This is a genomic window from Paracoccus sp. (in: a-proteobacteria) (assembly GCF_030604785.1).
Lineage (GTDB): Bacteria > Pseudomonadota > Alphaproteobacteria > Rhodobacterales > Rhodobacteraceae > Paracoccus.
On the sequence record NZ_JAUVVF010000003.1, the window covers coordinates 16960 to 38252 of the forward strand.

Below are 21293 nucleotides of genomic sequence, written 5' to 3' on the forward strand. Positions count from 1 at the left end.
GTTCACGGCAGGTCAAACGTCCGAAGCTGTTCGGCCAGCTGTTCCGCGCCATAAAGGGTGTGGATCGAGGGGTTCATCGACGCCCCGCTCATCACCGCAATGCGGCCGGCCTTGACGGCCTCCATCTGGCTGATGGCCGGATCGGTGGTCAGGAACTCGATCTTGGCCTCGGACTCGTCCAGCCCCCAACGCTTGCGATCGACCTGCGCGGCGACGATCACGGTCGGGTTCGCGGCCATGATCCCCTCCCATCCCAGGGCAGGCCACTCGGCCTCGGTCCTCAGCGCGTTCGAGCCGCCCAGAAGGTCGGCGATATAGCCCGAGGGACCGTTCCCGCCCGCCAGATAGGCATCGTCCGAGGGCGAGGGGGACGAGAACCAGAACAGGAAGGTCAGATCCTCGCGTCGCGCGAATTCCTCGCGCAGCGCGGCCTCTCTGGCCCTCAGATCGGCGATCAGCGCCTCGCCCCGGTCCTGCACGTCATAGATGCGCGCCAGATCGTCGATTTCCTGGTAGAGCAGGTCCATGTTCCAGAGGGTCTCGCGCAGGCCAAAGACGCCGGTGGCCTTGCTGCCAGCCTCGTTCCGGGTATCTGCGACGGTGGTGCAGGCACTGGGCGACAGATAGGTCGGAATGCCCAGCCGCTCGAAATCCTCGCGCTTGGCGACCTTGCTGTCCGGTCCCAGCAGCGTCAGCAGCATCGCGGGCACGAAATCGGGCTGCCTGGCCAAGATCGCCTCGAGGGTCGGAAATTCGACGGTCAGCACCTCGACCTTGGCATTCGCGTCCTCAAGCTCGGGCAGGACACGGTTCGGCCAGAAGGCGGTGCCCGCCATCCGGTCCTCGAGCCCAAGCATGAACAGGATCTCGGCGCTGTTATGGCCAAGCGCGACCGCCCGTTCGGGCGCCTTGGTGAACGTCACCTGCTGGCCGCAATTCTCGATCGTGTAGGCGTGCGCTGGTCGAAAGACAAGGGCGATTTTCTGCCTGCGCGACGAGCTGTTGAACGAGGAGATCTTCGACACGCTGGATGACGCCCGACGCAAGATCGCCCTTTGGCGCTACGACCATAACGCCGTCAAGCCGCACTGCTCGCTTCGCAACCTGACGCCGATCGAAGCGCGCCGGACGCTTGCGCTCCCTGATGGCTCCGCGCCCGGCGCGCTTGGCACGAAACCACCCGCTGACTACCAATCTCAAATCAGCTCACTCTCGATATGAGCGAGGGACGAGGGGGGCAGGTCAGGAGGTAGAAGCGACTTGGTTCAGGATGCGTCCAAGGTGACGCCATTCTCAAGCCCATGTGACCAAGCCCTGTGCACCAGTGACGCGGACCATGTCCGTGTTATGGCGAGAAGTTCCAGCAAATCAATGGGGAAGGATGGTGCTGTGAGAGAGGATTGAACTCTCGACCTCTCCCTTACCAAGGGAGTGCTCTGCCACTGAGCTACCACAGCATTTGTGCAGCGGCGTTTAGACAATGCGTCGGGGCAGCGCAAGGGGGGTCGCGCGATTTCCGGCGGAAAATGTGACACCGCCCGGGGCGCCGCGTCGCTTTGCTGGACTGTCGCGCCAAGCGGCGCTAAGGGCGTGGCATGAGCAAACGATCCGGAACCGGCACAGAGCAGACCAGCCGCGAGGACCGGCTGCGCGAGGCGCTGCGGGCGAATCTGCAGCGGCGCAAGGCGCAGGCCCGCGCGCGGGCGGGCGGGGCCGCCGGGTCGGACGAAACAGGCAGGGCCGCGGCACAGGCGGCCGAAGAGAACACGGGCGGGGACGAAAGCTGATGGATCAGATCATCGTGCGGGGCAACGGCCCCTTGAAGGGCGAGATCCCGATTGCCGGGGCGAAGAATGCCTGCCTCACGCTGATGCCCGCGACGCTTCTGACCGACCAGCCGCTGACGCTAACCAACGCGCCGCGCCTGTCGGACATCCGCACCATGACCGCGCTGCTGCAATCGCTTGGCGCCGAAGTGGCGGCGCTGCAGGAAGGCCAGGTCCTGGCGCTGTCCAGCCATGCGCTGACCAGCCACCGCGCCGATTACGACATCGTGCGCAAGATGCGCGCCTCGATCCTTGTCCTGGGGCCAATGCTGGCGCGGGACGGCGTGGCCAAGGTCTCGCTGCCCGGCGGTTGCGCGATCGGGGCGCGGCCGGTCGATCTGCATCTGCGCGCGCTCGAGGCGATGGGCGCCTCGCTGGACCTGCGCGATGGCTATGTCCATGCCCGCGCGCCGCATGGCGGCCTGCGCGGTGCGGTCTTCGAATTCCCGCTGGTCTCGGTGGGCGCGACCGAGAACGCGCTGATGGCCGCCACGCTGGCGCGCGGCACCACCGTCCTGAAGAACGTCGCCCGCGAGCCCGAGATCGTCGATCTGGCCCGCTGCCTGCGCGCCATGGGCGCCCGGATCGAGGGCGAGGGCACCGGCATCCTGACCATCGAGGGCGTCGATGCCCTGCATGGCGCGACCCATCCCGTCGTCACCGACCGGATCGAGCTGGGCACCTACATGCTGGCCCCCGCCATGTGCGGCGGCGAGGTCGAATGCCTGGGCGGCCGGATCGAGCTCTTGGAGGCGTTCTGCGAAAAGCTGGTCGAGGCCGGGCTTGTCGTCGAGGAGACGGCGCGCGGCATCAAGGTCTCGCGCCCCAATGGCCGGGTCCGTGCGGTGAACGTGACGACCGCGCCGTTCCCCGGCTTTCCGACCGACCTTCAGGCGCAGTTCATGGCGCTGATGTGCCTTGCCGACGGCACCAGCGTCCTGGAGGAGACGATCTTCGAGAACCGCTTCATGCACGCCCCCGAACTGGCCCGGATGGGCGCGCGCATCGAGGTTCAGGGCGGTCACGCCACCGTCCACGGAGTCGAGACGCTGCGCGGCGCGCCGGTCATGGCGACAGATCTGCGCGCATCGGTCAGCCTGATCCTCGCGGGCATGGCCGCCGAGGGGCAGACCACGGTCAGCCGCGTCTATCATCTGGATCGCGGCTACGAACATGTCGTGCGCAAGCTGCGCGGCGTCGGAGCCCATATCGAACGTGTCAAGGAGGATCAGGCATGACCCGCGATGCCCGCTTTGCCGATGCCGACCCGCGGCCTTTGGCCCTGAAGGCCGAGGACGAGGTCGATCTGCGGATCCTGTCGTCGCTGGTGCAGGATGCGGTTCTGGCGGGCGCCGACATTTCCCATGACGCGCGCCGGCGCTGCCTGTCGCTGCTGCTGACGCGCTTCCGGTGGGAGGATGCCGAGGCCGCCGAGGCCGAGGGCCGCCCCTTCGAGCGCGTGCGTTCGGTTCTGGCCATCGGCGACGTGATGCGTGTTCTCAGCGACGGCGTGGCGCGCGACGCGGATACGGTGCTGGCGCTTCTGGCGATCCGCTGGCAGCCCGGCGAGGACGGGACGGGGCGTCTGGTGCTGGATTTCGCGGGCGACGGCACGATCGTGGCCGAGGTGGAATGCATCAACCTCGACCTGCGCGACGTGACGCGCCCGCATCTGGCGCAGGCGCGTCAGGCGCCGAACCACCCGGATTGAGGGCGGCCGGGCAGGGCGTCCGCGTCACCCTGTCCGATGGCATGCGCCGCGCGGGGCGCGGATGACGTGTCCGGGATCAAGCGCCCGGTTTTCGGCAAGGAGAGACACGATGCCTGTCTGGTTGAACATGGCGGATGCCGATTTCGAGGCGGGCTTTGGCCGGATGCTGTCGGCCAAGCGCGAGGATTCGACCGATGTGAACGACGCGGTGGCCGCGATCATCGCGGATGTGCGCGCGCGGGGCGATCTGGCCCTGTGCGAGCTGACGGCCCGTTTCGACCGGCTGGACCTGCCGGCCGAGGGGTTGCGCTTCTCGCAGGATGAAATCGACGCCCAGATCGCCCTTGTCAGCCCCGAGGATCGCGCCGCGTTGGAATTGGCCGCCGAACGCATCCGCGCCTATCACGCCCGTCAGATGCCGCAGGATGCCAGCTGGACCGACCCCGAGGGCGCGACGCTCGGCTGGCGCTGGTCGGCCGTCTCGGCGGCGGGGCTTTACGTGCCGGGCGGGCAGGCGGCCTATCCCTCCAGCGTACTGATGAACGCGATTCCCGCCCGCGTGGCGGGGGTGGAACGGCTGGTCATCTGCGTGCCGACGCCGGGGGGCGTGGTCAATCCGCTGGTCCTGCTGGCCGCGCGCCTGTCCGGCGTGGACGAGATCTACCGCATCGGCGGCGCGCAGGCCGTGGCGGCGATGGCTTACGGCACCGCGACCATCGCGCCGGTGGACAAGATCACCGGGCCGGGCAACGCCTATGTCGCAGCCGCCAAGCGGCAGGTCTTTGGCCGCGTGGGCATCGACATGATCGCGGGCCCGTCCGAGGTGCTGGTCATCGCGGATGGCGAGCAGAACCCCGAATGGCTGGCTTGGGACCTGCTGGCGCAGGCCGAACATGATGCCGACGCGCAGTCGATCCTGATCACCACCGATCCCGCCATGGCCCGCGCCGTGGCCGAGGCGGTCGATCGCATCATCCCCACGCTGGACCGCGCGGCCATCGCAGGTGCCAGCTGGCGCGATTACGGCACGCTGATCGTGGTCGAGGATCTGGACCAGGCGGCTACCCTGTCGAACCGGATCGCGCCCGAACATCTGGAACTCTGCGTCGCCGACCCCGAGGCACTGGCCGCCAAATGCGTCCATGCGGGCGCGATCTTTCTGGGCGCCCACACCCCCGAGGCGGTCGGCGATTACGTCAGCGGGCCGAATCACGTTCTGCCCACCGCCCGGTCCGCCCGGTTCAGTTCGGGGCTTTCGGTGATGGATTTCCTCAAGCGCACGACGCTGGCGCGGCTGACACCGGGCGCTTTGGCGGCAATCGGCCCCGCCGCGGTGCGGCTGGCCGCATCCGAGGGCTTGCAGGCGCATGGCGCTTCGGTTCAGGCTCGGCTGGGGACGCTGAACGAAAGGCCTGCCGGATGAGCCGCCTGATCAGGATCGAGATTGACGACAGCGCGGCACCGCCCGCGACCCCCGAGATGGAACAGGAGCGCCGCGTGGCGATCTTCGACCTGATCGAGGAGAACAGCTTCGCCATTCCCGGCCGTGACGGCCAGTCCGCCCCCGACGGCCCCTTCGTGCTGGAATTGTGCATCCGCGAAGGGCGTCTGGTCTTCGACGTGCAGCAGGAAACCGGCGACAAGGTGGCCGAATTCCATCTGTCGCTCGGGCCGTTCCGGCAGGTGGTCAAGGACTATTTCCAGATCTGCCAGAGCTATTTCGACGCCGTGCGCCGCCTGCCTCCGGCCCAGATCGAGGCCATCGACATGGCCCGCCGCGGCATCCACAACGAGGGGGCGCGCACGCTTCAGGAACGTTTGGAAGGCAAGGCCGATCTGGATGTCTACACGGCCCGGCGTCTGTTCACGCTGATCTGCGCGCTGATCCCGCAGGCGTGACGCGATGGCCGAGGACAAGATCCCGTCGTCGATACTGTTCTGCTGCGATCACAATGCCATCCGTTCCCCCATGGCCGAGGGGATGATGAAGAAGTTCTACGGCCGTGCCGCCTATGTGCAATCGGCGGGCGTCAAGAACGACATGGAGGTGGATGGCTTCGCCATCGCCGTCTGCGACGAGATCGGCGTGCCCTTGGCCCATCACCGCAGCCGCAGCTTCGACGAGATGCAGGATTGGGGCGACGATCTGGGCCAGTTCGACCTGATCGTGGCCCTGTCCCCCGCCAGCCAGCGGATGGCGCTGGAAATGACGCGCCATGCCCATATCGAGGTCGAATACTGGCCCATCATGGACCCTTCGGGCTTGGCCGAGGGCCGGGATGCGAAGCTGGCGCTCTATCGCCAGGTGCGCGACCAGATCGAGACGCGGATGCGCGAACGCTTCGGCGTGCACCGCCCGGCAGAGAGCGACTAGCGCCGCCGCCAATTGGCGGGCACATCCCAGATCGGGCGGTCGATCTCGGCCTCGACCTCTTCGCGGGTCAGGCCGATATCGCGCAGCATGGCGTCATCCAGCCGCGACAGGTCGATCCGGGTGCGCTTGACGTCGAACATGGTCAGCAGGCGTTCCAGCAGGCGCGGGCGGGGGATCAGGCCCTGGCCGGTGACGACGCGCAGCATGGCATTGGATCTGGTAGTCATGGTTCAACTCCGCTGATCATTATCATCATCAGAATGGATGATTGGGGCGTTTCCGATATTCCTGATTGATGGATAAGCCGGCGGCTGATATTTGTGAAACGAATGCTTTTGATCTGTCCCATCATGGATGCTGAAGGATGCGACCGGGATGCGAAATCTGGACATAGCCACGCTGCGATCGCTGCAGGCGGTGGCCGAATACGGCGCCGTGACGCGCGCGGCCGAGGCGCTGAACATGACCCAGAGCGCGCTGTCGATGCAGATGAAGCGGCTGGAGGAGGTCTTTGGCCGCCCGATGCTGGAACGCTCGGGGCGGGGGGTGGTCCTGTCGGATTTCGCGCAGGATCTCTTGGGCGAAAGCCGCAAGCTGGTGGCGCTGAACGATGCGATCCTGTCCCGCTTCACCGGCGCCCGCCCCGAGATGCGGCTGCGCGTCGGGCTGACCAGCGACTGGCTGTTCGACCGGGTGGCGCAGGCCGTGCGCGCCTTCCGCCGCGAGAACGGGCAGGTCGAGTTGATCATCAACGATGCCCGCAGCAAGGATCTGCGCGCCCAGATGAAGCGGGGCGAACATGACGTGATCCTGACCACGGAATTCGACGCGCCCGCCGGCGCGACCCATCTGGCCAAGGTCGATCTGGCTTGGTTCGGCGCGCTGCGGGGCAGTGCATGGCGCGAAAGGCCCCTGCCGATCGCGAATTCCCCCCATTGCGCCTATTACCCGGTGGGCATGGCGGCCCTGCAGGATGCGGGGATCGAATGGGTGCAGGTCGTGGGCGATGGCGGCAGCGACACCTGGCGGGTCCTGGCGGCGGCGGATCTGGGAATCACGATCCTGCCGCGCGGGATCTCGACGCCGGGGCTGGAGGTGGTCGAACATGGCGGCGCGCTGCCGCCCCTGCCGCCGACCTGGCTGAACGTCTATGTCGCTGACGGCCCGGCGCGTCTGGTTGCCTCGGATTTTACGGGTTATCTGCGCCGCGCCGTCTGCGAGGTGGTCGCGGCGGCGGCCTGAGACCTTGCCAAGCGGGCGGCGCTGCGGGCATCCTGTGCGCCGTGAATTGCAGGAGTTTTCATGGTCGATCCGCTCACCCGCCTGGCGATCCTTCACGGCACCGACAAGTTCGGGATGCACGATTATACGCCGGTCTATCACGCGCTGTTGGCGGAGCACCGCGACAAGCCCCTCAAACTGCTCGAGATCGGGATCGGCGGCTATGATGATCCCCACGCGGGCGGGGAATCTCTGGCGATGTGGCGCGACTACATGCCGAACGCGGATATCGTCGCGCTGGACATCGCCGCCAAGGAACTGGATCTGGGGCCGCGCGTCACGCTGGTTCAGGGCAGCCAGGTCGACCCGGACGTGATCGCGCGGCTGATTGCAGATCACGGTCCCTTCGACGTGATCGTCGATGACGGCAGCCACGACAACGCCCATGTCTGGGAAAGCTTCCGGATGCTGTTCCCGGCGCTCAAGCCCGGCGGGCTGTATCTGGTCGAGGACGTGCAGACGGCGTTCTTCCTGCGGCTGGGCGGCTCGATCACCATGACGGCGCCGAATACGATCGGCAGCTTCGGATCGCTGATGCTGGATCTGGGGCGGCCGGGGGCCGAACTTCCCGCGGGGCCTGTCATCTCGCGCATCGACCGGATGCACAACATCATCGCCATCTGCACCGCCGAGGCCGGCGCGGCCCCCGAGACGCTGCCTCTGGCGCCCGGCTCCGCAGCCCAGGCGGTGGGGCGCGCGGGCCTCTGGGGGATCGAACTGTCCGAGCCGCGCGTCGAACAAGGCGACCCCGCCCTGTGGGAGGATCACGTGGCCCTGCGCGACCGGCTGGACCAGCTGGCCGATGGCGACGCGCTGGCGATCCCGGGCTGGCCCGCGCAGGTCGCGCCGATCCTCAACCTGTTCCAGCAGATCGACCATGTCGAGCAGGCAGTGCCCTTTCCGCATGTGCAGCCGGTCGAGGCCGCGCCTCTGGTGATCCACATGTCGGGATTTCGGGACGGCGTGCTGCTGGTCAAGGGGCCGAACGATTACCCGTCGAACTTCCATTTCCACTTCGCGTCCGAGCGCGCGCGCACGGCGTTCCAGTGGCTCAACGACCTGCTCTGCGACCCCTCAGAGCAGCTCGCGCCGCCCCTTTCGCAATATGCGCTGATGCTGGACGTGCTGGACCGGGCGCATCGCCATGCCAGCGCGCCGCCGCTGCTGCGCCGTGTGCTTCAGTTGGGCCGCGCGGATGCCGAGATCGCGGCCTTCGGGCTGATCGCGGCGGCGCGTGCCGGCTGCTGGCCCGAGGCCGCGGCCGTCACGCAGCTGGCGCTGCGCGATCACGATGACGCGGTTCTTCACGCGATGATGAGCTGGAGCCTGACGAAGATCCAGGCGCATCGCGGCGATGCCCGCCGGGTTCTGGGCCTCGACCCCGAGGCCGATGACGACACGCTCAACGCCGCGATCCTGTCGATCTGCGATGCTGCCCCGCAGCCCGAAGGGGTGATGGCGACGGCTCTGGCCTATCTGCGCCACGATCTGGGTGTGGGAGCCTATCCCCTGCAGGTCGGCTGAGGGTCAAAGGGGGCGCGGCGGGCCGCGCCCCCTGTCATCGTGGCGGCAGGACGGGCGTCAGACGACGACGCCCGCGCCTTCATCGGCGGGGCCCGCCACGGCGCGGAAGGCCGCGAACAATTCGCGCCCCACGCCCTCGGCGCTGCTGCTTGCGTCATGGATCGCGGGCTCGCGCGTCTCGAAGCCGGGTTCGAGGCAGTCCAGCGTTCCTGCCACCGCGTCCAGCCGGACCAGATCGCCGTCCCGCAGCCGCGCCAGCGGACCGCCGCCCGCCGCCTCGGGGGCGACATGGATCGCGGCCGGCACCTTGCCCGAGGCGCCCGACATCCGCCCGTCCGTCACCAGCGCGACCTTGAGGCCCCGATCCTGCAGCACGGCCAGCGTGGGCGTCAGCGAATGCAGTTCCGGCATCCCGTTGGCGCGCGGACCCTGGAAGCGGACGACGACCACGGTGTCCTCGGTGAATTCCCCGGCCTTGAAGGCGGTCTTGACCGATTCCTGATCCTCGAAGACACGTGCGCGGGCCTCGATGATGTGGCGTTCGGGGGCGACGGCGCTGATCTTGATGACGCCGCGGCCCAGATTGCCGGAAAGCTGCTTCAGCCCGCCCGTCCGCGCGAAGGGGTCGCTGATCGGGCGCACGATCCGGTCGTTCAGGCTTTCGCGGGCCCCTTCCTCCCACCGGATGGCCGTCCCGTCCAGCTTGGGTTCGGCGATGTAGCCGTCAAGACCGGTGCCGTTCACGGTCTTCACGTCGGCATGCAAGAGCCCGCCCTCCAGCAACTGCCGGATCATGAAGCCAAGCCCGCCCGCCGCGTGGAAATGGTTCACATCGGCCAGACCGTTGGGATAGACCCGCGCCAGAAGCGGCACGGCCTCGGACAGGTCGTTGAAATCCTCGATGTCGAGGATCACGCCCGAGGCCCGCGCCATGGCCGGAAGATGCAGGACGAGGTTGGTCGAGCCGCCTGTCGCCATCAGCCCGACGATCCCGTTCACGAAGGCGCGTTCGTCCAGAACCTCGCCTGCGGGCAGATATTCGTTGCCCAGATTGGTCAGCTGCGCGGCGCGCTGCACGGCGGCGACGGTCAATGCCTCGCGCAGCGGCGTGCCGGGATTGACAAAGCTGGAACCGGGCAAATGCAGGCCCATGAACTCCATCAGCATCTGGTTCGTGTTCGCCGTGCCGTAGAAGGTGCAGGTGCCTGCGCTGTGATAGCTGGCCATCTCGGCGGCCATGAGCGCCTCGCGCCCGACCTCGCCCGTGGCGAATTGCTGGCGGACCTTGGCCTTCTCGTCATTCGGCAGGCCCGAGGGCATAGGCCCGGCCGGGACAAAGACCGCCGGGATATGGCCGAACGTGCCCGCCGCGATGATCAGCCCCGGCACGATCTTGTCGCAGACCCCCAGATAGAGCGCGGCGTCGAAGCAGTCATGCGACAGCGCGACCCCCGCCGCCAGCGCGATCACGTCGCGGGAAAAGAGCGACAGCTCCATCCCCGGGCGGCCCTGCGTGACGCCGTCGCACATCGCCGGGACGCCGCCCGCGACCTGCACCGTGGCGCCTGCTGCGCGGCCCGCGCGGCGGATGATGTCGGGATAGCGCTCATAGGGCTGGTGGGCCGAGAGCATGTCGTTATAGGCGGTCACGATCCCGATATTGGGTTTGCGCGAGGTGGCCAGATCGGCCTTGTCCTCCATTGCGGCATAGGCATGGGCCTGGTTGCCGCAGGACAGATGGGCGCGCGCCGGACCGTCCTGGGCCGCCCGGGCGATTTTGGCCAGATAGGCGCTGCGCGCCTTGTGCGAGCGTTCGCGGATGCGGTCGGTCACCCGGTCGAGCGTGGCGTGAAGGGTCATCTGGTGCTCCTCTGGCTATGGGTGTCATATACATCGTTAGCGGTAACAGTTCAACCGGGCTTCCGCTTGGCGGCGGGGTGGGGGCGCCGTTCCTCCGCCTGCGGTGCCGCTGATATCCGGCGGGGCTGCGGCTGTGGCTTGTCTGGCGCGGCGGCGCGTGTCAGATCGGCCACGAAAGGAATCCCGCCATGTCCGACCTGCCCGTCATCCGCCTGCGTCCGAAATCGAAGCCCCAGGCGATCCGCCACGGCTTTCCCTGGGTTTATGCCGACGAGGCGGTGCTGGACCGGCGCACGCGCGGCGTCTCGCCGGGCGCGCTGGCCGTGCTGGAGGATGCCGAACGGCGGCCTCTGGCCTTGGTGACGGTCAATCCGAACTCGAAGATCGTGGCGCGGGTGATGGATGCCGATCCCGAGGCGCGCATCGACGCCGCCTGGCTGGAGGCGCGCCTGTCGCGCGCGCTGGCCCTGCGCGAGCGGCTGCATGACGCGCCCTTCTACCGGCTGGTCCATGCCGAGGCTGACGGGCTGCCCGGTCTGGTGATCGACCGTTTCGGCGATCATGCCGTGATCCAGCCCAACGCCGCTTGGGCGGACGGGATGGCCGATGCCATCGCGGATGCGCTGATCGCCGTCACGGGCGTCACGGGCGTCATCCTGAACGGACAGGGCCGCGCGCGCGGACTTGAGGGACTGGACGAGCGGATGGAGGTTCTGCGCGGCGCCGCCCCCGAACGGCCTGTGCCCGTATCGATGAACGGCGCCGTCTACATGGCCGATCTGATGGGCGGCCAGAAGACCGGGCTGTTCTACGACCAGCGGCCGAACCACGCCTTTGCACAGCGGCTGGCCGGGGGCGGCGCGGTTCTGGACGTGTTCAGCCATGTCGGCGGGTTCGGGCTGGCGATGCTGGCGGGCGGGGCCTCCAGCGCGCTGTGCGTCGATGGCAGCGCGCCCGCGCTGGAGCTGGCGCAGCAGGGCGCGCAGGCCATGGGCGCCGCCGACAAGCTGGAGATCATGCGCGCCGATGCCTTTTACGCGCTTGAGGCGCTGGCCGCCGAAGGCCGCCGGTTCGAGGTGGTGATCTGCGATCCGCCGGCCTTCGCGCCCTCGAAACCCGCCTTGGAGGCCGGCCTTCGCGCCTATGAGCGGGTGGCGAAGCTGGCGGCGCCTCTGGTCGCGCCGGGCGGCTATCTGGGGCTGTGCAGTTGCAGTCATGCCGCCGACCTGACCGCGTTCCGCAAGGTCAGCGCGCGCGGGATCGGGCGCGGCGGGCGGCGCGGCGTGCTGATCCATACCGGGCAGGCCGGGCCGGATCATCCGACCCTGCCGCAGCTGGCCGAGACGGGCTATCTGAAGGCGCTGTTCTTCCGGCTGGACTGATGCGCGCCCTGCTGGACGCCAACGTGCTTTACCCCACCATCCTGCGCGAGATCCTGTCGGATCTGGCGGGGGCGGGGCTGTTCCAGCCGCTGTGGTCGCCGCGCATCCTCGAGGAATGGCGCCATGCCGCCGCGCGCCTGGGCGACGAGGCCGCATCCGTCGCAGGGGCCGAGATCGCGCTGCTGCGGCTGCGGTTTCCGCAGGCGGAATGCGACGATCAAGGGACCGCCGCGATCGATCTGGACCTGCCCGACCCTGCCGACCGCCATGTGATCGAGGCCGCGCTGGCGGGCGGGGCCGATCTGGTCGTCACGGCCAATCTGCGCGATTTCCCGCCGCGGATCATGGCGCATCTGGGCCTGCGGGCCGTGCATCCCGACGCCTTCCTGCTGGACCTGCACCGCACCGATCCCGCCGCCCTGCGCGCCGCGCTGGAGGCCGCGCGCGCCAAGGCCGCTGCCCTTGGCGGTGGCATGGACATGTCGCAGATGCTCAAACGCTGCCGCCTGCCAAGGCTGGCACGAGTGGTGAAGGTTGAACCCGGTTGCTGTTAACGCTAACAACGGATAAGGCGAAGCCGATCCACAAGGAGGACAGCATGGTCTCGCGCGTCATTCCGGTCGATGATTTCGATCTGGTGATCTTTGGTGCCACGGGCGATCTGGCCCATCGCAAGATCCTGCCGGGCCTGTTCCGGCGCTTCAAGGCCGGGCAGATCCCGGCGACCAGCCGCATCATCGGCGCCGCCCGCACCGCCCAGGACGACGACGCCTTCCGGGCCGAGGCCGAGGGCGCGATCCGCGAATTCGGCGGCGTGACCGGCGAGGATCCGCAGCTGGCGGAATTCCTGCCGCTGCTGGGCTACGTCGCCATCGATGCGCGGGGCGAGGGCGGCTGGCAGGAGCTGAAGGCGCGGATGCGTCCGGGCGCCGTTCACGCCTTCTATTTCTCGGTCGCGCCGGCACTGTTCGGCGATATCGCGGAACGGCTGGCCGGGCATGGCATCGCGGATGATGACAGCCGCATCGTGGTCGAAAAGCCCTTTGGTCGCGATCTGGCCTCGGCGCGCGCGCTGAATGCCACGCTGGCGCGGCATTTCGACGAGCATCAGATCTATCGGATCGACCATTATCTGGGCAAGGAAACAGTCCAGAACCTGATGGCCGTGCGCTTTGCCAACGTGCTGTTCGAGCCGCTGTGGAACGCGCAGTTCATCGACCATGTCCAGATCACGGTCGCCGAAACCGTCGGCGTGGCGGGCCGGGGCAGCTATTACGACAAGTCCGGCGCGATCCGCGATATGGTCCAGAACCACATGATGCAGCTTCTCTGCCTGATCGCGATGGAGCCGCCCTATCATTTCGACCCCGATGCCGTGCGCGACGAGAAGCTCAAGGTGATCCGCGCGCTGGAGGCCGTGCCGCCCGAAGATATCGTGCGCGGCCAGTATCGCGGCGATGATGCCGATTACCTGAAGGATGCCGAGGACCCCGAATCGCGCACGGAAAGCTATGTGGCGATGAAGGTCCGCATTTCGAACTGGCGCTGGCAGGGCACGCCCTTCTACCTGCGCACCGGCAAGAAGCTGCGCGCGCGCACGTCCGAGATCGCGATCACCTTCAAGGAACCGCCGCATTCGATCTTTGACGATAGCGGCCAGCCCAAGGCCAACGAGCTTGTCATCCGCCTGCAACCGAACGAGGGCATGAACCTCAAGGTGATGATCAAGGAGCCGGGGCCGGGGGGGATGCGTCTTGTGCAGGTGCCGCTGGACATGTCCTTTGCCGATGCGCTCGGCCCCGAAGGGGCGGACATGCCCGATGCCTATGAGCGGCTGATCATGGATGTGATCCGGGGCAACCAGACCCTGTTCATGCGCGGCGACGAGGTCGAGGCCGCCTGGGCCTGGACCGATCCGATCATCAACGCCTGGGAGGACAGCAAGCGCCGTCCCGAACCCTATGATCCCGGATCCTCGGGCCCCGAGGAAGCGTTGCGCCTGATGCACCGCGACAATCGCCGCTGGAGGGAGATCAGGTCATGAGCATGGAATTCCGCGACTATCCCGACCGCGAGATGCTGGCCCTGTCGCTGGCGGACCGCATCGCCTCGCAACTGGCGCAGCATCTGCGCAGCAACGAACGCGCCACGCTCTGCGTGCCGGGAGGAACCTCGCCCGCGCCGGTCTTCGAGACGCTTTCGGGCGCCGATCTGGACTGGGGCCGCGTGACCGTGGTTCTGGGCGACGAACGTTGGGTGGATGGCGATCACAAGCGGTCGAATTCGCGCCTGCTGCGGCGGCACCTGCTGAAGGACAAGGCCGAGGCGGCCGAATATATCGACCTCTATACCGGGGATGCCTCGCCCGATCTGGCGACCGAGGGGCTGGCGGAGCGGCTGGCGCCGCATCTGCCGCTGACGGTGGTGCTGCTGGGCATGGGCAATGACATGCACACGGCCAGCCTGTTTCCGGGCGCCGACCATCTGGCAGCCGCGATGGCCCCTGACGCGCCCCCGGTCATGGCGATTCGCGCCGAGGGCGCCGAAGAGCCGCGCATCACCCTGACGCGACCCGTGCTGGCCGATGCGCTGAACATCCACGTCCTGATCATGGGACCGGAAAAGCGCGAGGCGCTGGACCGCGCGCAGAAGCTGGACCCGCTCGAGGCGCCGATCCGCGCCTTTCTCGACCAAGCCATCGTTCATTGGGCGGAATGAGGACCGACATGTTTGATCTCTGGAACCGTCTGCAATCCTATCGTCAGTCGCAGGGCGATGCGCGGATCGAGGCGCTGTTCGCCGCCGATCCCGACCGGGCCGCGCGGTTTTCGGCCAGCGCCGACGGGCTGGTCCTCGACTATTCCAAGACCATGATCGACGAGGATGCGCGCGATCTGCTGCTGGACCTTGCGCGCGGTGCGGCGGTCGAGGCGCGGCGCGAGGCGATGTTCTCGGGCGAGAAGATCAACGAGACCGAGGGCCGCGCCGTCCTGCACACCGCGCTGCGCAACCTTTCGGGCAGCGTTGTCGTGGACGGCCAGGACGTGATGCCCGCCGTGCGCGACACCCATGCGCGCATGTCGGCCTTTGCCCGCGCGGTCCGCGAGGGCGGCTTTGCGGGGCAGGGCGGGCGGATCACCGATGTCGTCAATATCGGCATCGGCGGGTCGGATCTGGGTCCGGCCATGGCGGCGCTGGCACTTGCGCCCTATCATGACGGGCCGCGCACCCATTTCGTCAGCAACGTGGACGGCGCCGACATCGCGGACAGGCTAAAGGGGCTGGACCCGGCCACCACGCTGGTCATCGTTGCCTCGAAGACCTTCACCACGATCGAGACGATGACGAATGCGCAGACCGCGCGGGACTGGATGGCCGCTTCGGTCGCCGATCCCGGCGCGCAATTTGTGGCGCTGTCCTCGGCCACCGCCAAGGCCGCCGATTTCGGCATCGCGGCCGAGCGCGTCTTCGGCTTCGAGGATTGGGTCGGGGGGCGCTATTCGATGTGGGGGCCGATCGGCCTGTCGCTGATGCTGGCCGTGGGGCCCAAGCGGTTCGACGAATTCCTCGTCGGCGGCGCCGCGATGGACGCGCATTTCCGCGCAGCCCCCTTGGAGGCGAACCTGCCGGTGCTGCTGGCGCTGGTCGGGATCTGGCACCATCAGGTCTGCGGCTATCCCACCCGCGCGGTCCTGCCCTACGACAACCGCCTGATGCGCCTGCCCGCCTATCTGCAGCAGCTCGAGATGGAATCGAACGGCAAGCGCGTGGCGATGGATGGCAGCGATCTGCCGGTCGTCTCGGGGCCGGTCGTCTGGGGCGAGCCCGGGACGAATGGGCAGCACGCCTTCTATCAGCTGATCCATCAGGGCACGACGCCCGTGCCCTGCGAGTTCATCCTGGCCGCGCGCGGACACGAGCCTGATCTGGCGCATCACCACATCCTGCTGGCCGCGAATTGCCTTGCCCAATCCGAGGCGCTGATGCGCGGGCGCAGCCTTGACGAGGCGCGCGCGCTGATGGCGGCCAAGGGGCTTGAGGGCGACGAGCTTGAGCGGCAGGCCCGCCACCGGGTCTTTCCGGGCAACCGCCCCTCGACCACATTGCTGATCGAGATGCTGACACCCTTTGCGCTTGGGCAGATCGTGGCGCTGTATGAGCATCGCGTCTTTGTCGAAGGCGTGATCCTGGGGATCAACAGCTACGACCAATGGGGGGTCGAGCTGGGCAAGGAGCTTGCGCTGAAGGTCGAGCCCCTGCTGAAGGGCGAAGGTGGCGGCGGCCATGACGGCTCGACCGAGCGGCTGGCCGGGCTGATCCGGCAGATGCGCGGCTGAGGCACCGCGCGTCCGACCGGGCAGGGGGGCGCTGCCCCCCGTCCTGCGGACTCCCCCCGGGATATTTGGCCCAAGGCAAGGGCCGGGCGGCTTTTCCTTTCCGCGCGTCCGGGCTAGGGTCCGGACGCTAGCGAAAGGACTTGATATGGCGTTCTTCTCGAAGCTGCGAGAGCGGTTGACGCGATCCTCCTCGAAGATCGGGGCGGGGCTTGACGAGATCGTGGGCGAGGCGGAGCCCGCGCCCGCATCTGTGCCCGCGCCTGCGCCTGCGGGTCTGGTGGGGCGGCTGTTCGGGCGGGGCGAGGCCGAGGCCGCCGAGCCGCGCCGGGTTCTGGACGACTCCATGCTGGAGGAGCTGGAGGACATGCTGGTCCAGGCCGATCTGGGCGTCGAGACCGCGCTGCGCGTCACCGCCAACATCGCGGAGGGGCGGATGGGGCGGCGCCTGTCCTCGACCGAGCTGCGCGGGCTTCTGGCCGACGAGATCGCGCGGATCATGGCGCCCGTCGCGCGCCCCCTGCCGATCTATGCCAAGCGTCCGCAGGTCGTGCTGGTCGTGGGCGTGAACGGCGCGGGCAAGACCACGACCATCGGCAAGCTGGCCAGCCAGTTCCGCGCCGCGGGCAAGTCGGTCGTCATCGCGGCGGGCGACACGTTCCGCGCTGCTGCGGTCGAGCAGTTGCAGGTCTGGGGCCAGCGCGCGGGCGTTCCGGTGATGGTCGCCCCGCAGGGCAGCGACCCGGCCAGCCTGGCTTTCGATGCAATGGTCCGGGCCGAGGCGGAGGGCGCCGACCTTCTGATGATCGACACGGCCGGGCGTCTGCAGAACCGTCAGGATCTGATGGAGGAGCTGGCCAAGATCGTCCGGGTTATCCGCAAGAAGGACCCCGAGGCGCCGCATAACACGCTGCTGGTGCTGGATGCGACGACGGGCCAGAACGCGCTGAGCCAGGTCGAGACCTTCCGCAAGCTGGCCGATGTTTCGGGGCTGGTCATGACCAAGCTGGACGGAACCGCCAAGGGCGGGGTTCTGGTGGCCCTGGCCGACCGGTTCGGCCTGCCGATCCATGCGATCGGCGTGGGCGAGCAGATCGACGATCTGGATGCGTTCGATGCCGGGGAATTCGCCCGCGCCCTGGTCGGGCTGGACGGCTAGGTCACGCTTTCCGGCGCAGCTTCGACCAGCGCGCGGGCCGGGTTGGCGATGTGGCGCCGTAGCAGGCGGCGCGTCGCATGGCCGGGCGGCACCGGCCGTGCCGGGACCGGGTCGGCGGCAAGAGCAGGGGCGATGTCACGAATGGCCGCCGCCAGAGCCGGACCAAAGGCGCGAAGGGCCTGCGGGCCCGGCAGCAGGCTTTCGGTCCAGGCGCCCTCGGTCAGCAGGATCTGGTGGTTTTCCGTCAGCAGATGCCAGTAGGTGACGGCAAGGGCGCCGTGATCGACCGAGATGCCGGGCAGGCCGAGCAGATGGCGGGCGGGGACCATGATCTCGTCATGTCCGAACATCCGCCGCGCGATGCGCGAGCGTAGCAGGACGCGGTGCTGGGGTGAGACGAACAGTGTGCGCGACGGCTGGCCGGGGCCAAGCGCGCCGGGCTCGATCCGGATGGGCCGGTCCTGGGGCCGCAGGTCCAGAGCGCGCCGGTCCAGATGGCGACTGCCCGACCACAGAAGCCTCTGCCAGCCGTGATCCAGCGTCATCAGCCGCGCGCCGGGACGCACGCGCTCGACCGGCACGGGGCCGGTTGAGGTCTGGACCAGCGTGCCCTCCGCCAGACAGGGCGGCGGATCATCGGGCAAGGCTGGTTCGGCAGGCGGAGCATAGGCCAGCGAGTTTTCGGTGCCGCCGATCTGGTAGACCTCCGCATAGCGCAGCGGCAATGTGGGGTCGAAACGCGGAAATGTGGTGGCGCCGTCCGATCCCGTGACCGGCAACGGGAAGACCAGCACGCTGTGGCGGTCGCCCAGTTCCTCGCCCAGATCGTCGGGCACGAAGCGGCGCGGCAGGATCATGGCGAAGCGGTTGCCCTCGCTGTCCACCATGATGGAGCCGATGAAATTGTTCAGCCGCGTGCCGGCCGGCAGGGTGACCGCCGTGTCGCCGAAGCCGATCGTGGCGGGGCGCGTCAGGCTCTGGCCGGTCTCGTCCGGGGTGTAGATGCTGTTGTGGAAGCGGTCGTCGTCATCCAGCAGATGGATGGTCGAGATGACCGGCCCGTCAAGCGTGAACGGCGTGGTTCGCCCGAAGAAGGGTGCATACATCTGCGGCGAGCCGCTGCCGACATTGATCGGCTGGCTGACCGTCAGGACGGTGATCTCGCGTTCCATCGACTGCCCCTGTCCCTGCAACCGCTGACGCGCGGATGCGTGTTCCGCAGAGGGTTAGCGTCAACAGGTTAACGCTTGGTTAACAGAGGTTAAGGAATCCTTGCCCCGTGGCGCCGAGGTTCCCCTTTCGCGATAGGGCGTGCTGCCATATTGCGCCCTGTAGCATTTCGAGAAATGCGACGGGCTGGAAAAGCCCGAGGCCAGCGCGATCTCGATGATCGACATCTCGGTCTGCATCAGCAGGTTGCGCGCCCGGGCAAGGCGGGTCTCCATGTAGTAGCGCTTGGGGCTGCGGTTCAGATAACGGCGGAACAGGCGCTCGAGCTGGCGGGTGGACATGCCGGCATCCTGGGCCAGTTGCGCGGGGCTGATCGGCTCTTCGAGATTGGCCTCCATCCGGGCGATGACGGCGGCAAGGCGCGGATGGCGCACGCCGATCCGGGTCGGGATCGACAGGCGCTGGCGGTCCTGATCGGTGCGGATCGCGGTATGCAGCATCTGGTCGGCCACTTCGGCGGCGATCTGGTCGCCGTGATCCTCGGCGATCAGGTGCAGCATCAGGTCGATGGAGCTGGTGCCCCCGGCCGCTGTCAGCCGGTTGCCGTCCTGCACGAAGACCGACCGATAGAGATCGACGCCCGGAAAGGCCTCGGCGAAGCCGTCATGGTTCTCCCAGTGGATCGTCGCCTTGCGCCCGTCCAGCAGCCCGGCCTCGGCCAGGATCCAGGCCCCCGTGCAGACCGCCCCCACCGAGGCGCCGCCGCGCGCCTGGCGGCGCAGCCATGACAGGACCGGGCGCGTCGCCTCGCGCGCGATGTCGGTGCCGCCGCAGACGATCACGACCTCGTCCCGGCCGGGCGTGGCCTCGCCCTCGAGGCCGCCGTCCAGCAGCACCCGCGTCCCGTTCGAGCAGGTGGCCACATCGCCCGCTGGGCCGACCAGACGCCATTCGAACAGCGCCTGACCCGAGGCCCGGTTGGCCAGGCGCAGCGGCTCGATCGCGGCCGTGAAGGGCAGCATGGTGAATCGATCCAGAAGCAGAAAGGTGAATCGGCGCGGTTTTTGGGATGGCATGAGGGCTGTCTTGGCTGCGGTTCCACCCTCACAGAAACAGGCTTTCGGCCCCGCCACAAGGGCATGGCTGGCACCCTTGTGCAAAGCGGCCGCAAATGCAGCCAAGCCTTCCCACGGCGGCTGTTAGCGACTATACGGGCCGCATCGTTTTTCCCAAGGAGCATGGAAGATGACGCAGGAGCCCCGCAAACCCGCCGCCACCCAAAGCTGGGACAAGGCCGGCTGGCGCGCCTATCCGCGCGTCCAGATGCCCGATTATACCGACGCGGCGGCGCTGAACGCGGTCGAGGATCAGCTGCGCCGCTACCCCCCGCTGGTCTTTGCCGGCGAGGCGCGACGTCTCAAGGCGCAGCTGGCCGATGTCGCCGCGGGCCGCAGCTTCCTGCTGCAGGGCGGCGATTGCGCCGAAAGCTTCAGCGAGTTCAGCGCTGACAACCTGCGCGACACGTTCAAGGTGCTGCTGCAGATGGCGGTCGTGCTGACCTGGGGCGCGCAGCTTCCGGTGGTCAAGGTCGGCCGCATGGCGGGCCAGTTCGCCAAGCCGCGCAGCGCCGCGACCGAGACCGTGAACGGTCTGGAACTGCCCAGCTACCGGGGCGACATCATCAATGGCTTCGACTTCACCGCCGAGGCGCGCATCCCCGATCCGCAGCGGATGCTGGCCGCCTATACGCAGGCCGCGGCCTCGCTGAACCTGCTGCGCGCCTTCTCGACCGGCGGCTTCGCGGACATGCAGCGCGTTCAAAGCTGGATCGCCGATTTCGTGGGCGGCCCCGAAGCCGCGAAATACCGCGACATCGCGGACCGGATCAGCGACGCCATGGCCTTCATGCGGGCGGCGGGCGTCAATTCCGACACCGCGCACCAGCTCTCCAAGGTCGATTTCTACACCAGCCACGAGGCGCTGCTGCTGGAATACGAAGAGGCGTTGGCACGCATCGATTCGACCACCGGCCTGCCCGTCGCGGGGTCGGGCCACATGCTGTGGATCGGCGACCGCACGCGCCAGCCCGATGGCGCGCATGTCGAATTCTGCCGCGGCGTGCAGAACCCGATCGGCCTGAAATGCGGCCCGACCACCACGGCGGACGATCTCAAGGTGTTGATGGCCAAGCTGAACCCGGAAAACGAGCCGGGCCGCCTGACCCTGATCGCGCGTTTCGGCGCGGGCAAGGTCGGCGACCACCTGCCGCGCCTGATCCAGACCGTCCAGGCCGAGGGCGCGAATGTCGTCTGGTCCTGCGATCCGATGCACGGCAACGTCATCAAGTCCTCGACCGGCTACAAGACGCGGGCCTTCGATTCGATCCTACGCGAGGTCCGGGAATTCTTCGCGATCCACAAGGCCGAGGGCACGATCCCCGGCGGCGTGCATTTCGAGATGACCGGCAAGGACGTGACCGAATGCACCGGCGGCGTGCGCGCGGTGACGGACGAGGATCTGTCGGACCGTTACCACACCGCCTGCGATCCGCGCCTGAACGCCAGCCAGTCGCTGGAACTGGCCTTCCTGGTGGCCGAGGAACTGCGGGCACGCCGCGAAGAGGCCGCGCCCCTGCGCGAGGTCGCTCGGGCCTGAACGCGGGCACGGTGAAT

At 68.0% G+C, this 21293-nt stretch carries 20 protein-coding genes, 1 tRNA gene and 1 pseudogene; 16 read left to right on the top strand and 6 right to left on the bottom strand.

What is annotated here, in order from left to right:
- Window positions 1–2 precede the first annotated feature (2 nt).
- A complete protein-coding gene (locus tag QAR72_RS01610; protein ID WP_304615614.1) occupies window positions 3–923 on the bottom strand; it encodes an ABC transporter substrate-binding protein in 921 nt (306 codons plus the stop codon).
- 64 nt (window positions 924–987) lie between these two features.
- On the opposite strand from QAR72_RS01610, the pseudogene QAR72_RS01615 reads away from it, so the two are divergent.
- Window positions 988–1221 (top strand): annotated as a pseudogene (locus tag QAR72_RS01615) (integrase core domain-containing protein); the annotation flags it as partial.
- A gap of 161 nt (window positions 1222–1382) precedes the next feature.
- On the opposite strand, the gene QAR72_RS01620 reads toward QAR72_RS01615, so the two are convergent.
- Window positions 1383–1457: transfer RNA gene (locus tag QAR72_RS01620), tRNA-Thr, on the bottom strand.
- A gap of 138 nt (window positions 1458–1595) precedes the next feature.
- Between QAR72_RS01620 and QAR72_RS01625 the strand changes: the two genes are divergently transcribed.
- The 6 genes from QAR72_RS01625 to QAR72_RS01650 all read left to right on the top strand — a co-directional run bounded on the left by QAR72_RS01625 (window position 1596) and on the right by QAR72_RS01650 (window position 5911).
- Window positions 1596–1787, top strand: coding sequence for a hypothetical protein (locus QAR72_RS01625; protein ID WP_304615615.1), 192 nt, complete (start codon window positions 1596–1598; stop codon window positions 1785–1787).
- The gene (murA, locus tag QAR72_RS01630) at window positions 1787–3064 is read left to right on the top strand and encodes a UDP-N-acetylglucosamine 1-carboxyvinyltransferase (RefSeq protein ID WP_304615616.1); all 1278 of its coding nucleotides are present in this window, start codon (window positions 1787–1789) and stop codon (window positions 3062–3064) included. The genes QAR72_RS01625 and murA overlap by 1 nt, the downstream gene beginning before the upstream one ends.
- On the top strand, window positions 3061–3537 hold the full coding sequence (locus QAR72_RS01635; protein WP_304615617.1) for a DUF2948 family protein: 477 nt from the start codon (window positions 3061–3063) through the stop codon (window positions 3535–3537). The genes murA and QAR72_RS01635 overlap by 4 nt, the downstream gene beginning before the upstream one ends.
- A gap of 109 nt (window positions 3538–3646) precedes the next feature.
- The gene (gene hisD / locus QAR72_RS01640; RefSeq protein ID WP_304615618.1) at window positions 3647–4960 is read left to right on the top strand and encodes a histidinol dehydrogenase; all 1314 of its coding nucleotides are present in this window, start codon (window positions 3647–3649) and stop codon (window positions 4958–4960) included.
- Complete coding sequence (locus tag QAR72_RS01645; protein ID WP_304615619.1) at window positions 4957–5436, top strand: UPF0262 family protein; 480 nt, start codon at window positions 4957–4959, stop codon at window positions 5434–5436. Before hisD ends, QAR72_RS01645 begins: the two co-directional genes overlap by 4 nt.
- Before the next feature lie 4 nt (window positions 5437–5440).
- Complete coding sequence (locus tag QAR72_RS01650; RefSeq protein ID WP_304615620.1) at window positions 5441–5911, top strand: arsenate-mycothiol transferase ArsC; 471 nt, start codon at window positions 5441–5443, stop codon at window positions 5909–5911.
- Here QAR72_RS01650 and QAR72_RS01655 read toward each other — a convergent pair.
- Window positions 5908–6138, bottom strand: a complete 231-nt coding sequence (locus tag QAR72_RS01655) for a DUF1127 domain-containing protein (RefSeq protein WP_304615621.1) — start codon at window positions 6136–6138, stop codon at window positions 5908–5910. The genes QAR72_RS01650 and QAR72_RS01655 overlap by 4 nt on opposite strands.
- A 127-nt stretch (window positions 6139–6265) precedes the next feature.
- Here QAR72_RS01655 and QAR72_RS01660 point away from each other — a divergent pair, with 127 nt between their 5' ends.
- The gene (locus tag QAR72_RS01660; protein ID WP_304615622.1) at window positions 6266–7153 is read left to right on the top strand and encodes a LysR family transcriptional regulator; all 888 of its coding nucleotides are present in this window, start codon (window positions 6266–6268) and stop codon (window positions 7151–7153) included.
- 60 nt (window positions 7154–7213) lie between these two features.
- Window positions 7214–8716, top strand: a complete 1503-nt coding sequence (locus QAR72_RS01665; protein WP_304615623.1) for a class I SAM-dependent methyltransferase — start codon at window positions 7214–7216, stop codon at window positions 8714–8716.
- Between the two features lie 57 nt (window positions 8717–8773).
- Here the strand turns inward: QAR72_RS01665 and edd are convergent, their stop codons facing one another.
- On the bottom strand, window positions 8774–10576 hold the full coding sequence (gene edd / locus QAR72_RS01670; protein ID WP_304615624.1) for a phosphogluconate dehydratase: 1803 nt from the start codon (window positions 10574–10576) through the stop codon (window positions 8774–8776).
- Between the two features lie 188 nt (window positions 10577–10764).
- On the opposite strand from edd, the gene QAR72_RS01675 reads away from it, so the two are divergent.
- From QAR72_RS01675 to ftsY, 6 genes are all read left to right on the top strand, one after another.
- A complete protein-coding gene (locus QAR72_RS01675; RefSeq protein ID WP_304615625.1) occupies window positions 10765–11958 on the top strand; it encodes an RSP_2647 family RNA methyltransferase in 1194 nt (397 codons plus the stop codon).
- Window positions 11958–12512, top strand: coding sequence for an RSP_2648 family PIN domain-containing protein (locus QAR72_RS01680; protein WP_304615626.1), 555 nt, complete (start codon window positions 11958–11960; stop codon window positions 12510–12512). The genes QAR72_RS01675 and QAR72_RS01680 overlap by 1 nt, the downstream gene beginning before the upstream one ends.
- 44 nt (window positions 12513–12556) lie before the next feature.
- Window positions 12557–14002 carry a glucose-6-phosphate dehydrogenase gene (gene zwf, locus QAR72_RS01685; protein ID WP_304615627.1) on the top strand — a complete coding sequence of 482 codons (1446 nt, stop codon included), beginning with the start codon at window positions 12557–12559 and terminating at the stop codon, window positions 14000–14002.
- A gap of 2 nt (window positions 14003–14004) precedes the next feature.
- Window positions 14005–14676 carry a 6-phosphogluconolactonase gene (pgl, locus tag QAR72_RS01690; RefSeq protein WP_304615711.1) on the top strand — a complete coding sequence of 224 codons (672 nt, stop codon included), beginning with the start codon at window positions 14005–14007 and terminating at the stop codon, window positions 14674–14676.
- A gap of 8 nt (window positions 14677–14684) precedes the next feature.
- Window positions 14685–16295 carry a glucose-6-phosphate isomerase gene (gene pgi / locus QAR72_RS01695; RefSeq protein WP_304615628.1) on the top strand — a complete coding sequence of 537 codons (1611 nt, stop codon included), beginning with the start codon at window positions 14685–14687 and terminating at the stop codon, window positions 16293–16295.
- Window positions 16296–16440: 145 nt separating this feature from the next.
- Window positions 16441–17451 (top strand): signal recognition particle-docking protein FtsY, encoded by a 1011-nt coding sequence (ftsY, locus tag QAR72_RS01700; RefSeq protein WP_304615629.1) that lies wholly within the window; start codon window positions 16441–16443, stop codon window positions 17449–17451.
- Here the strand turns inward: ftsY and QAR72_RS01705 are convergent.
- Window positions 17448–18623: a Hint domain-containing protein gene (locus QAR72_RS01705; RefSeq protein WP_304615630.1), complete on the bottom strand. Its 1176-nt coding sequence runs from the start codon at window positions 18621–18623 to the stop codon at window positions 17448–17450. The two genes, ftsY and QAR72_RS01705, sit on opposite strands and share 4 nt — an antisense overlap.
- A 60-nt stretch (window positions 18624–18683) precedes the next feature.
- Entirely contained in the window at window positions 18684–19643 is a 960-nt protein-coding gene (locus tag QAR72_RS01710) for a GlxA family transcriptional regulator (RefSeq protein ID WP_442953536.1), read from the bottom strand.
- Window positions 19644–19866: 223 nt separating this feature from the next.
- Here QAR72_RS01710 and QAR72_RS01715 point away from each other — a divergent pair, with 223 nt between their 5' ends.
- On the top strand, window positions 19867–21276 hold the full coding sequence (locus QAR72_RS01715) for a class II 3-deoxy-7-phosphoheptulonate synthase (protein WP_304615632.1): 1410 nt from the start codon (window positions 19867–19869) through the stop codon (window positions 21274–21276).
- The last annotated feature ends 17 nt before the right edge of the window (window positions 21277–21293 follow it).

Bases quoted from the DNA above. Each gene is read 5' to 3' on its own strand.
- QAR72_RS01625 (WP_304615615.1), top strand. From the start codon at position 1,596: ATGAGCAAACGATCCGGAACCGGCACAGAGCAGACCAGCCGCGAGGAC.
- murA (WP_304615616.1), top strand. From the start codon at position 1,787: ATGGATCAGATCATCGTGCGGGGCAACGGCCCCTTGAAGGGCGAGATC.
- QAR72_RS01635 (WP_304615617.1), top strand. From the start codon at position 3,061: ATGACCCGCGATGCCCGCTTTGCCGATGCCGACCCGCGGCCTTTGGCC.
- hisD (WP_304615618.1), top strand. From the start codon at position 3,647: ATGCCTGTCTGGTTGAACATGGCGGATGCCGATTTCGAGGCGGGCTTT.
- QAR72_RS01645 (WP_304615619.1), top strand. From the start codon at position 4,957: ATGAGCCGCCTGATCAGGATCGAGATTGACGACAGCGCGGCACCGCCC.
- QAR72_RS01650 (WP_304615620.1), top strand. From the start codon at position 5,441: ATGGCCGAGGACAAGATCCCGTCGTCGATACTGTTCTGCTGCGATCAC.
- QAR72_RS01655 (WP_304615621.1), bottom strand. From the start codon at position 6,138: ATGACTACCAGATCCAATGCCATGCTGCGCGTCGTCACCGGCCAGGGC.
- QAR72_RS01660 (WP_304615622.1), top strand. From the start codon at position 6,266: ATGCTGAAGGATGCGACCGGGATGCGAAATCTGGACATAGCCACGCTG.
- QAR72_RS01665 (WP_304615623.1), top strand. From the start codon at position 7,214: ATGGTCGATCCGCTCACCCGCCTGGCGATCCTTCACGGCACCGACAAG.
- edd (WP_304615624.1), bottom strand. From the start codon at position 10,576: ATGACCCTTCACGCCACGCTCGACCGGGTGACCGACCGCATCCGCGAA.
- QAR72_RS01675 (WP_304615625.1), top strand. From the start codon at position 10,765: ATGTCCGACCTGCCCGTCATCCGCCTGCGTCCGAAATCGAAGCCCCAG.
- QAR72_RS01680 (WP_304615626.1), top strand. From the start codon at position 11,958: ATGCGCGCCCTGCTGGACGCCAACGTGCTTTACCCCACCATCCTGCGC.
- zwf (WP_304615627.1), top strand. From the start codon at position 12,557: ATGGTCTCGCGCGTCATTCCGGTCGATGATTTCGATCTGGTGATCTTT.
- pgl (WP_304615711.1), top strand. From the start codon at position 14,005: ATGGAATTCCGCGACTATCCCGACCGCGAGATGCTGGCCCTGTCGCTG.
- pgi (WP_304615628.1), top strand. From the start codon at position 14,685: ATGTTTGATCTCTGGAACCGTCTGCAATCCTATCGTCAGTCGCAGGGC.
- ftsY (WP_304615629.1), top strand. From the start codon at position 16,441: ATGGCGTTCTTCTCGAAGCTGCGAGAGCGGTTGACGCGATCCTCCTCG.
- QAR72_RS01705 (WP_304615630.1), bottom strand. From the start codon at position 18,623: ATGGAACGCGAGATCACCGTCCTGACGGTCAGCCAGCCGATCAATGTC.
- QAR72_RS01710 (WP_442953536.1), bottom strand. From the start codon at position 19,643: ATGCTGCCCTTCACGGCCGCGATCGAGCCGCTGCGCCTGGCCAACCGG.
- QAR72_RS01715 (WP_304615632.1), top strand. From the start codon at position 19,867: ATGACGCAGGAGCCCCGCAAACCCGCCGCCACCCAAAGCTGGGACAAG.